The 12,302-nt window shown below is 60.3% G+C and carries 11 protein-coding genes; 6 read left to right on the top strand and 5 right to left on the bottom strand.

Features of this window, described 5'->3' with window-relative positions; all coding sequences use genetic code 11:
* The first annotated feature begins 53 nt into the window (after positions 1 to 53).
* A complete protein-coding gene (locus J2J98_RS11910; protein ID WP_064712659.1) occupies positions 54 to 338 on the top strand; it encodes an acylphosphatase in 285 nt (94 codons plus the stop codon).
* Between the two features lie 45 nt (positions 339 to 383).
* On the opposite strand, the gene J2J98_RS11905 is transcribed toward J2J98_RS11910, so the two are convergent.
* Positions 384 to 602, bottom strand: a complete 219-nt coding sequence (locus J2J98_RS11905) for a hypothetical protein (protein WP_064705176.1) — start codon at positions 600 to 602, stop codon at positions 384 to 386.
* A gap of 177 nt (positions 603 to 779) precedes the next feature.
* On the opposite strand from J2J98_RS11905, the gene gor reads away from it, so the two are divergent.
* Positions 780 to 2,165 (top strand): glutathione-disulfide reductase, encoded by a 1,386-nt coding sequence (gene gor, locus J2J98_RS11900; protein WP_207601150.1) that lies wholly within the window; start codon positions 780 to 782, stop codon positions 2,163 to 2,165.
* 5 nt (positions 2,166 to 2,170) lie between these two features.
* Here gor and J2J98_RS11895 read toward each other — a convergent pair whose 3' ends face one another.
* A complete protein-coding gene (locus tag J2J98_RS11895) occupies positions 2,171 to 3,460 on the bottom strand; it encodes a VWA domain-containing protein (protein WP_207601149.1) in 1,290 nt (429 codons plus the stop codon).
* A 189-nt stretch (positions 3,461 to 3,649) separates the two neighbouring features.
* Between J2J98_RS11895 and J2J98_RS11890 the strand changes: the two genes are divergently transcribed.
* Positions 3,650 to 5,023 (top strand): class II 3-deoxy-7-phosphoheptulonate synthase, encoded by a 1,374-nt coding sequence (locus J2J98_RS11890; protein ID WP_138395329.1) that lies wholly within the window; start codon positions 3,650 to 3,652, stop codon positions 5,021 to 5,023.
* 57 nt (positions 5,024 to 5,080) lie between these two features.
* Here the strand turns inward: J2J98_RS11890 and J2J98_RS11885 are convergent, their stop codons facing one another.
* Positions 5,081 to 6,919 (bottom strand): ABC transporter ATP-binding protein, encoded by a 1,839-nt coding sequence (locus tag J2J98_RS11885; protein ID WP_207601148.1) that lies wholly within the window; start codon positions 6,917 to 6,919, stop codon positions 5,081 to 5,083.
* A 307-nt stretch (positions 6,920 to 7,226) separates the two neighbouring features.
* Here J2J98_RS11885 and J2J98_RS11880 point away from each other — a divergent pair, with 307 nt between their 5' ends.
* Positions 7,227 to 7,625: a GFA family protein gene (locus tag J2J98_RS11880; RefSeq protein WP_064705172.1), complete on the top strand. Its 399-nt coding sequence runs from the start codon at positions 7,227 to 7,229 to the stop codon at positions 7,623 to 7,625.
* Between the two features lie 20 nt (positions 7,626 to 7,645).
* Here the strand turns inward: J2J98_RS11880 and J2J98_RS11875 are convergent, their stop codons facing one another.
* Positions 7,646 to 8,176: a DUF1003 domain-containing protein gene (locus J2J98_RS11875; protein WP_064712655.1), complete on the bottom strand. Its 531-nt coding sequence runs from the start codon at positions 8,174 to 8,176 to the stop codon at positions 7,646 to 7,648.
* A 180-nt stretch (positions 8,177 to 8,356) separates the two neighbouring features.
* On the opposite strand from J2J98_RS11875, the gene J2J98_RS11870 reads away from it, so the two are divergent.
* Complete coding sequence (locus J2J98_RS11870; protein WP_207601147.1) at positions 8,357 to 10,036, top strand: NAD+ synthase; 1,680 nt, start codon at positions 8,357 to 8,359, stop codon at positions 10,034 to 10,036.
* A gap of 77 nt (positions 10,037 to 10,113) precedes the next feature.
* Entirely contained in the window at positions 10,114 to 10,941 is an 828-nt protein-coding gene (locus J2J98_RS11865; RefSeq protein ID WP_207601146.1) for a TolB family protein, read from the top strand.
* Here the strand turns inward: J2J98_RS11865 and J2J98_RS11860 are convergent.
* Positions 10,938 to 12,002 (bottom strand): 3-deoxy-7-phosphoheptulonate synthase, encoded by a 1,065-nt coding sequence (locus tag J2J98_RS11860; RefSeq protein WP_138395326.1) that lies wholly within the window; start codon positions 12,000 to 12,002, stop codon positions 10,938 to 10,940. The genes J2J98_RS11865 and J2J98_RS11860 overlap by 4 nt on opposite strands.
* Positions 12,003 to 12,302: the final 300 nt, after the last annotated feature.

The raw sequence follows: 12,302 nt of genomic DNA, 5'->3' as shown, positions 1-12,302 counted from the left end.
GGGCTTTTTTGTTATGATGCAGCAAGTGTGCGGCGGAGCTTGGTGAGGCAGACATGTCCGATCATTACAAGGCTGTGCGAGTGCGCATATCAGGGAGAGTCCAGGGCGTCGGGTTTCGCATGTGGACGCGCGGCGAGGCGTCACGGCTTGGGGTCACTGGTTGGGTGCGCAACGAAGCGGACGGATCTGTGGCCGCCTTGGTCGCTGGATCCGATAGCGCGATTTCGACAATGATCGAACGTTTGAGAAGCGGGCCGGCCGGGGCATCGGTTTCAGGCGTCGAGACTGAAGCGGTCCGGCTTGAGCAAATGCCCGCGGAGTTCCGTATCACCGGCTGAGAGCGGCAATCCGCCGACGGATGTGATCATCGACGCGCCGGAGACTCACCCCCAATCCTTCGAGCTCTTTGCCAGTTGCCACACGCCCGTCTCGTCCGGCTCCACGCGTTTGTTGCCACGGTAGAAGATCGGCACTCCGGTTTTCTTGTCCATTGCGAAGCGGCTCGGGGTAAATTTCTCATTCTCGTGACCCTGGATGGCGAGGTTGAGAGCTTCCTTGAACTTGCCGGCCCTGCACAGGTTGGCGAAGAGAATCTGATCCATCTTTTGCTCCGGCATTTTTGATCCCGTCAGTTGCCTGCCAGTCTGATGCGACCCGGTCAACCGCCAATGAGGATTCGCCAAGAGAGAACGTCGTGACGCGGGAGCGGGCTTTTGTTTTCATGACGATCGCCCCTATATCAGGAACGTCCTTCCTGTGATTCCCTTCCGGAGCTTCTCATGTCTTCCTATGATTACGACCTCTTCGTCATCGGCGGTGGTTCCGGAGGCGTGCGCGCCGCGCGCGTCGCCGCCTCGCTCGGCAAGAAGGTGGCAATCGCCGAGGAATATCGCTACGGCGGCACCTGCGTCATCCGCGGCTGCGTGCCGAAGAAACTCTTCGTCTATGCCTCGCAGTTCCACGAACATTTCGAGGATGCGGCGGGCTTCGGCTGGACTGTCGGCAAAAGCAGCTTCGACTGGAAGAAGCTGGTGGCCGCCAAGGATGTAGAAATCGCCCGGCTGGAAGGCCTCTACAAGAAGGGACTGGCCGGCGCCAATGCCGAGATCCTGGAAACGCGCGCCGAACTTGTCGATGCCAATACGGTGCGGCTTATGAAAACAGGGCAGACGGTAACGGCAAAGACGATCGTTATCGCGACCGGCGGACGCCCGAACCCGCATGTCGCACTTCCGGGTCACGAGCTTTGCATTTCCTCCAACGACGCCTTTCATCTCGACGAACTGCCGAAATCGATCGTGATCGCAGGCGGCGGTTACATCGCCGTCGAATTCGCGAATATCTTCCATGGCCTCGGCGTGGGAACGACGCTGATCTATCGCGGCGCCGAAATCCTGTCTCGCTTCGATGAGGATCTGAGGCGGGGGCTGCATGAGGCCATGGTCGACAAGGGCATCCGCATTCTCTGCCACGATACGCTGCAGCAGGTTTCGAAGGCCGAGGACGGGCTCGTTCTCGAGACGCTGAACAACGGTACGCTGCAGGCCGATGTCGTCATGCTGGCGCTCGGGCGCGATCCGAATACAGAGGGGCTTGGCCTCGAGGCGGCCGGCGTTGCCGTCGACGAGCGCGGCGCCATCATCGTCGACGAATATTCCCGCACCAACATCGAAAACATTTACGCGCTCGGCGATGTGACCAATCGGGTACAGTTGACGCCGGTGGCGATCCACGAGGCGATGTGCTTCATCGAGACCGAGTACAAGAACAATCCGACCCGGCCGGACCATGAGCTGATCCCTACCGCTGTCTTCTCACAGCCGGAGATCGGCACCGTTGGCCTTTCGGAAGAGGAGGCGGCCAAGCGCTACGGTGAGCTCGAAGTATACCGCGCCCAGTTCCGGCCGCTGAAAGCCACGCTTTCCGGTCGGCGCGAGCGGATGATCATGAAGTTGATCGTCGATTCTGCTAGCCGCAGGGTGGTGGGAGCCCACATCCTCGGGCATGATGCCGGCGAGATGGCGCAGCTGCTCGGCGTCACGCTGAAGGCCGGTTGCACCAAAGACGATTTCGACCGGACGATGGCACTGCACCCGACAGCGGCCGAAGAGCTCGTCACCATGTATGCGCCGAGCTACCGTATCCGTGACGGAAAGCGCCTTTGAGCCTGTTAACTGGTGATGCGTGGCGCGCGGATGACCTTGAGGAAGAGCGCCTTCATCGCTTCGGCGATACCTTCGGTCGGCGTCACCTCGAAGTAGAGGCCGGGTGAGGCGCATGCCTGCATCTTCGTCGGGATCTCGCTCTGAAAGGGCTTGATCCAGGTGTTGTACCAACTGTTCTTCGGCAGCGGCAGATAGGTGGTGTAGAGCACCGCGATCCTAACGCCTTTATCCTTCAGCGGCTGGCAGAACGAAGTGTCGATCGGCTCCTGGCAGCGCTTGCCGGTTAGCTTCTTTGTGCAGCCCTTCGGTTTCTCGCTGTCGCCGACGCCGTCCGAAACGAAGAAGAGGATTTTCTGCGGTGTCGCGGAGGTGCTGCCATCGCCGGGCGTCGTGATGATGTCTTTCATCTGCGTCAGCGCGTTGTCGAAGCTCGTCTGTTGGTCATTGTTGTAACCCTGATAGGGAATGGTCATCAGATCAACGGCGTCGGTGTAGGTGCGTACCTTGTCGAGATCGTCCGTCGGAGTGGATATGGTCGTCAGCTTGGCGTCTTCGGCCTTGGTGCCGAAGGTGTAGACGCCCATGCGGAACTGGTTTTCGGAAACCCGCGTCGTCTTGGCGGTCTGCGTCAATTCCTTGGTCGCCTGGCGCACGACGTCGATGCGCATGCTGACGCCGAGTTTCTTGGCTAGATTGTAGTAATTGTTGCTGTTCTGCGTTTCGTGACAGGCGAAGGCACAGCTGTCACTAGTGTTCTTTTCCATTGTAGCGACGTCCTTCGCGGTGGCGCCGACGCCCATTGAAGGCGTATTGTCGAGCAGGATATAGAAATCCATGAACGAGGCGGTCTGGTATTCGGCTGTCGCCCTGCCCGAAATAGTGATCGACTCACGGCCGAGAACGCGCATGAAGGTGGTCGGCACAGTCGCGTTGAAGGAAACTTGCGAGTTCAGCTTGTTGGCCGCCTTGGTCACATCGATGTCGAGATCAACCTGAATGTTGCTCAGCTCACCCGACATTTGAGACATGAAGATGTTGTGGGCATCAGTTTTGCCGAACGAAATCGTACCATTGCCGCTCATCGCCATCGCGGCAGCGACCGCTCCGGATTTTTCGGCGATCGAACCGACGGCGGCGGCATCGGCAGCGGCATAGAGTTGCGTCCTCAGGCTCAGTGCGTGGGCCACATCCACCGCCATGCCGGCCGCACCCAGGAGCGGCGCCATTAGCAATGCCGTCATGATGCCGAAATTGCCCGAACGGTCCAGAATGAAGTCGGGCGGAAGAATCGCCATGACATGCCCCTGATGTTGAAACTCTGTTCAGGTCCTACACGCAAAGTCTGAAATATGGGAAAATCGACATGGTATATGCTGGTTTAAAGCTTCCGCCGATTGGCCTTTGCAAGCCTCATCTAAAGGTCTATAAGCCGCCGGATATCAAGACAGGGCATCCGAGGAATGGATGTGAGTGAGGTTGGCGAAATGGCAGAGAACTGGACCCCGAGCAGCTGGCGGCAGAAACCGATCCTGCAGGTGCCCGAATATCCCGACGCCGCCGCTTTGGCGGCGACGGAGGCCCAGCTTGCCAGCTATCCGCCGCTTGTCTTCGCGGGCGAAGCGCGCCGCCTGAAGAAGCATCTCGCCAATGTCGCCGAAGGCAACGGTTTCCTGTTGCAGGGCGGCGACTGCGCCGAGAGCTTCGCCGAACACGGCGCCGACAACATCCGCGACTTCTTCCGCGCCTTCCTGCAGATGGCGGTCGTGCTAACCTTCGGCGCGCAGCTGCCGGTCGTCAAGGTCGGTCGCATCGCCGGCCAGTTCGCCAAGCCGCGCTCGTCAAATGTCGAGAAACAGGGCGACGTGACGCTGCCTGCCTATCGCGGCGATATCATCAACGGCATCGAGTTCACCGAGGAATCGCGCATTCCGAACCCGGAACGGCAGGCCATGGCTTACCGCCAGTCGGCCGCGACGTTGAATCTTCTCCGCGCCTTTGCGATGGGCGGCTACGCCAATCTCGAAAACGTGCATCAGTGGATGCTCGGCTTCGTCAAGGACAGCCCGCAGGGAGAGCGCTATCGCAAGCTTGCCGACCGCATCAGCGAAACCATGGATTTCATGAAGGCGATCGGCATCACTTCGGAAAATCACCCGAGCCTGCGCGAGACCGATTTCTTCACCAGCCATGAGGCGCTGCTGCTCGGCTACGAGGAGGCGCTGACCCGTGTCGATTCCACCTCGGGCGATTGGTATGCCACATCAGGCCACATGATCTGGATCGGCGACCGCACGCGCCAGGCAGACCATGCGCATATCGAGTATTGCCGCGGCATTAAGAATCCGATCGGCCTGAAATGCGGCCCCTCGCTGCAGGCCGATGATCTGCTGCAGTTGATCGATATCCTGAATCCGGGCAACGAAGCCGGCCGCCTGACGCTGATCTGCCGCTTCGGGCATGACAAGGTTGCCGAAAACCTGCCGCGCCTCATTCGCGCCGTCGAGCGGGAAGGCCGCAGAGTCGTCTGGTCGTGCGATCCGATGCACGGCAACACGATTACGCTCAATAACTACAAGACCCGTCCTTTCGAGCGGATCCTGTCGGAGGTCGAAAGCTTCTTCCAGATCCACCGCGCCGAAGGCACGCATCCTGGCGGCATCCATGTCGAAATGACCGGCAAGGACGTGACGGAATGCACCGGCGGCGCCCGCGCGGTCACCGCTGACGACCTGCAGGACCGATACCACACCCATTGCGATCCTCGCCTCAACTCCGACCAGGCGCTCGAGCTCGCCTTCCTGCTTGCTGAGCGCATGAAGGGCGGCCGCGACGAGAAGCGCATGGTCGTCAACGGTTGAGCCCAGCCCGAGACGAATGACGAAAAACCCGGCGCGAGGCCGGGTTTTTTATTGCCCTCAGATGCTGGCTTGGACGCTGTGCAGGTTGGCGTAGACGCCGTCCTGCGCCATAAGTTCGTCGTGTGTGCCCTGTTCGACGATGCCGTCAGCAGTCAGGACCAGAATCCGGTCGGCATGGCGGACTGTCGACAAGCGATGGGCGATGACGAGCGTGGTTCGGCCATTCGCCAGGCTCAGCAGCGCCTGCTGTACCGCCCGTTCGCTCTCGTTGTCGAGGGCGCTGGTCGCCTCGTCGAAGATGAGGATCTCCGGATTTTTGAGAAAGGCGCGGGCGATAGTGATGCGTTGGCGCTGGCCGCCCGACAGCTTGACGCCGCGCTGGCCGATATCGGTATCATAGCCATTGGGCAGGGCCATGATGAAGTCATGCGCATTGGCCGCACGCGCCGCCGCTTCCAGTTCGGCATCGCTGGCATCCGGCCGGCCGTAACGCAGGTTTTCCGCCACGGTGCCGGCAAAGAGGTAGACATCCTGCTGCACCACTCCGACATGGCGACGAAGCGAGGCAAGGGTCACGTCACGGATGTCTGTGCCGTCGATGCGGATCGCCCCGGCCTCGACATCGTAGAAGCGCGGTATGAGCGCGCAAAGCGTACTCTTGCCTACTCCCGAAGGGCCGACCAGCGCGACGAATTCGCCGGGGGCGATGGTGAGGGATAGCCGTTCCAGCACCTTGGGGCCATCGGCCTCGTAGCCGAAGGCGACGTCGGAAAAGCTGATCTCGCCGCTTGGCGCCGACATCAGACTGGCGTCTGGCAGATCGGTGATATCGGGATCGATCTCCAGGATTTCCATGGCTCTGATGAAACCGGTATAACCCTCCTGCCAGAGCCGCACGAAATTCGCGAGCCGCTGCACAGGATCGACCAACACGCCGACGCAGAGCAGGAAGGTCAGCATGTCCGGGACGGTCAGGTCCGCGGCCAGGATGCGCAAGCCTCCTGCGATGATCACCAATATGGTGACAAGCTGGGCGAAGGTTTCAGTGCCGACTGAAAACCATGCCTCGCTGCGGTAGCCATCAGCGCGGCTTTGCAGGAAACGCTGGTTCTGCTCGGCGAAGCGCCGGCGTTCGAGTGCCTCGTTGGCGAAGGACTGGACGACACGGATTCCCGCAAGCGCATCCTCGACACGCTCGTTGACGGCCGCGATCTGCCGCTTGCTGGCTTCGAGCGCCCGGTTCATGCGCCGGTTGAAATAGAGGGCATAGGCCACCGCCACCGGTGTCAGCAGCAGGATGAGGGTCGCCAAGAGCGGGTCGATGAAGAACAAGACCAGCATGGCGCCGCCATATTTCAGAACTGCGATGGAGATATCCTCGGGGCCGTGGTGAAAGAGCTCGCCCAGCCAGAGGGAGTCGTTGGTGATGCGGCTCATCAACTGCCCGGTGCGCTGACGGTCGTAGAAGCTGAACGAGAGCTTCTGGCAATGCTCGAAAAGTTCTTGGCGCACCGTCGCTTCGATGCGGGCGCCCATCACGTGGCCGCGATAATCGACGAAGAAGATTGCCGCTATCTGGACAGCCAGAACGGTCAGCATCACACCGCCCATCGCAAGGATCTGAGCGAAGGCCTGCGGCGCGTCCGGCAGAGACAGAAGCCGGCTTGTGACAATATTGGCGCAAAGCGGCAACGCCACCGCGGTGCCGGCGACGAGGATGGCGCAAAGCAGATCCGCCAGCAGCAAAGGCAGATGCGGACGGTAATAAGAGAGGAACTTGCGCATGCGCGACCAGCGCCGCTGCCGATCGGCGGCGTTCGAATAGTCGCGGAAGAGGTCCAGGAAGAGGTTATGGCGTCGCGAGCTTTTCCTCGCGCGGGAGAACGGAGTGTGCATGAAGCAGAATGTCCTTGTGGGCGATATTTCCTTTCTGTTCGGACAGGGTCGCTCTCATGTCAGTCTCCCGGCGGTTGAATAAATCGAGCCTATAGTATCACCGAGAACAGCGTCCGGTTCAACGCGGCGAGGAGAGGAGATCGGCGAGTGTTGTCGACGGGCAACATCTGGCGGTCGCCGGCCAGGCTTGAACGGGGTTTGCGTTGAACCTGCGCCTTCAAGATTTCTGATCACTGGTTCAGGGGAATGGATTTGACGATGAGACCTTGTCGCCGCAAGTTTCTCCACGAACGAGGAGAGAGCGATCATGAGTGAACAACATACCGGCGGCTGTCTTTGCGGCGCCGTGCGATTTTCAATTCGGGCAAAGCCGGGACCTGTCGTGGGTTGCCACTGTTCCCAATGCCGCCGGCAGACGGGACTTTATTATGCTGCGGTCAACGTGCCGCGCACGGCGCTTTCGGTCGAAGACAATAAGGCGGTCCGCTGGTATCGCTCGAGCGATGAGGCGCAACGCGGCTTCTGCCCCAATTGCGGCTCCGCGTTGTTCTGGCAGGGGGATGAATCGCCGGAGGTTTCCGTCCTCGCCGGAGCCTTCGACGAACCGACCGGCCTTGCTTTCAGCCATCATATTTATTGCGCCGACAAGGGTGATTTCTACGAAATAACAGATGGCCTGCCGCAATATGACATCTATCCCGTCTAGCCGATTTGGGCCGTCTTGCGTCAGGTCTTGGCCGCGAGCGAGGCGCTGAGGCGAGCCACATCTTCTCGCAGCGCCGTCAGTTCCGTCAGGACGCGCATGTCTATTTTCTGGTGCAGCGAGAGCACTTCGAGTTCGGCCTTGAGATTGACCTCGTAATCCTTGGCGGCCTCGAAGCGGTCGCGCTCGGCCTGGCGGTTCTGTGACATCATGATGATCGGCGCCTGGATGGCGGCGAGCATCGACAGGATCAGGTTCAGGAAGACGAAGGGGTAGGGGTCGAAGGCGCCGGTTGCCAGGACGACGGTGTTGATCACCGTCCAGACAACGAGGAAGGCCAGGAAACCGAGGATGAAGGACCACGAGCCGCCCACACGGGCAATGCTGTCGGCGATACGTTCTCCAAACGAGGCCTCGGCAGAAAAGGCGGCGTTGACATCGGTCGAAATGATCTTGCGCTCGTGCGCTTTCGCCAGCACGCGTTTTTCGGTGTCGTCTAGTTCGTCGGCCGGTTTGTCGAAATGATGGTGCACGAAATTCGAGAAATTATTCATGGCCTGTTTCCGATGCCGGTTGTCTATCTCGGGCGTCAGTATTCCGCTCCGCCGGTAAATTGCAATGCATCGACGCAGTAGGCCTGCAGCGCGGCTGTTCACAAAAAATTCGTGGACCCGATGCAACGCTTTGACCGCGAACGTGTTGCGGTAACGGGAGCCGCAGGCTAAACAAATGACATGACACAGGAAAACGCTCTCTCCGATATCTTCCGCATCGCTATCGGCCAGCTCAATCCAACGGTCGGCGATGTCGCCGGCAATCTTGCCAAGGCACGTGAAGCACGCGCAGATGCCGGCCGAGAGGGCGCGCATTTGCTTGTACTGACCGAACTTTTCATCTCCGGCTATCCGCCGGAGGACCTGGTGCTGAAGCCGGCCTTCATCCGCGCCTGCTGGAAGGCGGTGGAGAGTCTTGCGGCCGACACCGCCGATGGCGGGCCGGGCGTCGTCATCGGCTTTCCCAGGCAGGACGAGACGGGGCGCTATAATTCCGTCGCGGTGCTCGACGGCGGCAAGGTGATCGCAGTGCGCGACAAGGTCGATCTGCCGAATTACGGCGAGTTCGACGAGAAGCGGGTCTTCGTGCAGGGGGCCATGCCGGGACCGGTGAATTTCCGCGGCGTGCGGCTCGGCATTCCGATCTGCGAAGATATTTGGGGCGAACTCGGCGTTTGCGAGACACTGGCCGAAAGCGGGGCGGAGATCCTGCTGTCGCCGAACGGATCTCCCTACTATCGCGGCAAGGTCGATATCCGTCACCAGGTGGTACTGAAGCAGGTGCTCGAGACCGGTCTGCCGTTGATCTATGCCGCCCAGCTCGGCGGCCAGGACGAGCTTGTCTTCGATGGTGCGAGTTTCGCCTTTAATGCCGACAAATCGCTTGCCTTCCAGATGAGCCAGTTCGAGACGGCGATTGCAGTGACGACATGGAAACGTCGGGAAGCCGGCTGGCACTGCGCCGAAGGGCCGATGGCGCGTATCCCCGAGGGTGAGGAGGCCGATTATCGCGCCTGCCTGCTCGGCTTCCGCGACTACGTCAACAAAAATGGCTTCAAAACCGTCGTTCTCGGCCTTTCCGGCGGCATCGACTCGGCGATCTGCACAGCGATCGCGGTCGATGCCCTCGGAGAGGAGCGGGTGCGAACGGTCATGCTGCCCTATCGTTACACCTCGGAAGATTCGCTGAAGGATGCGGCCGACTGCGCCAAGGCGCTCGGCTGCCGCTATGACATCGTACCGATCGAGCAGCCGGTAACCGGCTTCAGCAGCGCGCTCTCCAACCTCTTCGAGGGTACGGAGAGCGGAATCACCGAGGAGAACTTGCAGAGCCGCGCGCGCGGCGTCATCCTGATGGCGATCTCCAACAAGTTCGGCGCGATGGTGGTAACGACGGGCAACAAGTCGGAAATGTCGGTCGGCTATGCCACATTGTACGGCGATATGAACGGCGGCTTCAATCCGATCAAGGACCTCTACAAGATGCAGGTCTATGCGTTGGCGCGCTGGCGCAACGAGAATGTGCCGCCGGGTGCACTAGGGCCGTCGGGTGAGGTGATCCCGCAGAATATCATCGACAAGGCCCCATCGGCCGAGCTGCGTCCCGACCAGAAGGACCAAGATTCGCTGCCGCCTTATCCCGTTCTCGATGATATTCTCGAGTGCCTGGTGGAGAAAGAAATGGGGGTCGAGGAGATCGTCGGGCGCGGCCATGACGTCGCGACCGTTCACCGCGTCGAGCATCTGCTCTATCTCGCCGAATATAAGCGCCGGCAATCGGCGCCGGGCGTGAAGATCACCAAGAAGAATTTCGGCCGGGACCGGCGCTATCCGATCACCAACCGATTCCGGGATCGCTGACGCGATCGGGATCTGGGGCGATCGTGATCACCGACGCGATCGGCATCGCGGACGCGCTCGGGATATCAGGAGGAAACATGCGCAGCTCGGTCGAGATCTACAATGTCAGGACAGGCAGGGCTTGCGAGGTCTGGCAGACGGACAGGCTGGTGGAGGCGCCGAACTTCTCCCCCGACGGTTCATATCTTCTGCTCAACGGCGACGGGCTGCTGTTCCGGCTGCCGCTCAACGGCGGCGATGTGGTGAGGGTCGATACGGGCTTTGCGGTCAACTGCAACAATGATCACGGCATTTCACCCGATGGCACCGAGATCGTCATCTCCGACAAGACCGAATTCGGCAAGTCGGCGATCTATATCCTGCCGATCGAAGGCGGCACGCCGCGACTCGTCACTGAAAACCATCCTTCTTACTGGCATGGTTGGTCACCGGACGGTCGGCAACTCGCCTATTGCGGCATTCGAGACGACCTCTTCGACATATATACGATTTCCGTCGACGGTGGCGTCGAGACGCGGCTGACGCATGGCGAGGGCCGCAATGATGGACCCGACTATTCCGCTGACGGGCAATGGATCTATTTCAACTCCAGCCGCACCGGGCTGATGCAGATCTGGCGTATTCACCCCGACGGCACGGGTCTCGAGCAGGTGACCTCGGACAATCAGGGCAATTGGTTCGCCCATCCATCACCCAGAAATGACAAGGTGTTGATCCTGTCCTATGACCCCTCTGTTTTCGATCATCCGCGCGATCTCGACGTGCGATTGCGGCTGATGGATATGGACGGCGGCAACCTGAAGACCCTGTTCGAGCTTTTCGGCGGGCAGGGCACGATCAACGTGCCCTGCTGGTCTCCTGATGGCGAGGAATTCGCCTATGTGCGCTATTTCCCGGCCGTTTAAGCCGCTGCCGCTTTGCGCCGCGTGCCAGCGGCTTTCGCCAACTCTTCCAGCACTGTCACCGACAAGTTCCAGTCGATGCAACCATCGGTGATCGACTGACCGTAGACCAGCGGCTTGCCGGGAACGAAATCCTGGCGGCCGGCGACGAGGTTGCTTTCCACCATCATGCCCTTGATATGATAGTTTCCGGCGGTCACCTGCGAGGCCACGGAATGGACGACGAGTGGTTGGTTCATCGGGTCCTTGCCACTATTGGCATGGCTGGCGTCGATGAGAATGCGGGGGGCGACGCCGAGTTTAAGGCATTCCGCTGTTACGGATTCGACATCGGCCGCCTCGTAATTCGGCCGCTTTCCGCCGCGCAGAATGATGTGGCAGTCCTCATTGCCCTTTGTCGAGGCGATTGCCGCCTGTCCGTCCTTGGTGACGGCCGGGAAGTGATGCGGCTGTGAAGCGGCGAGGATCGCGTCGAGCGCGACGCGAGCGCCGCCATCGGTGCCGTTCTTGAAGCCGATCGGGCAGGAGAGGCCGGAGGCGAGCTGGCGATGGATCTGACTTTCGGTCGTGCGTGCGCCAATCGCACCCCAGCTGACGAGGTCGGCAATGTATTGCGGCGTGATCGTCTCGAGGAATTCGACACCCGCCGGAAGCCCCATCGCATTGATGTCGAGCAGCAGGCGTCGCGCAATTCTCAGCCCTTCCTCTATTCTGTAGCTGCCGTCTAGATGCGGGTCGTTCATCAAGCCCTTCCAGCCGACTGTGGTGCGGGGCTTTTCGAAATAGACACGCATGACGATTTCAAGATCGCTGGAGAAGCGCTGTCGTTGCTCGGCCAGCCGTGCGGCATATTCCCGTGCGGCAACCGGATCATGGATGGAGCAGGGGCCGATGACCACGATCAGGCGGTCGTCTTCACCCTTGAGAATCTTATGGATCGCATTGCGATTGCTGGTCACCGTCTCGCTGACGTCAGCGGTTCGGGGAATTTCCGCGATTATATCAGCGGGTTTGGTCAGCGGAGTGATCTCGAGGATACGCAGATCATCGATGGTATCAGACACAGTATGGCTCCTGTTTGGTCATACCGTGCGGAATAAAAAAGCCGCCAGGTAGACTAGCGGCTGTTCGGGTTGTCGTCGCGTCGAATTCAGTTACGCACGGACCCGCATCCGCTGGGAGCAGCGGTACGAATAAAATCGCGAGGCGTAGATTGAAGTCGTCGACATCAGGCGTATGTAGCGTCGAGGTCGTCGATTGTCACGCAAAATTTGCGGTCGGAAATCCGGCGTTCGCATGGCATCTTCCGCCTCCGAGAGGCTCAAGGCGTATCGCCCAGAAGCATTCCCTTCGAGGCGATACGT

Source organism: Rhizobium bangladeshense (assembly GCF_017357245.1).
GTDB classification, from domain to species: Bacteria; Pseudomonadota; Alphaproteobacteria; order Rhizobiales; family Rhizobiaceae; genus Rhizobium; species Rhizobium bangladeshense.
Note: the sequence above shows the minus strand (reverse complement) of the source record. Positions and strands in the feature narration are given on the sequence as shown.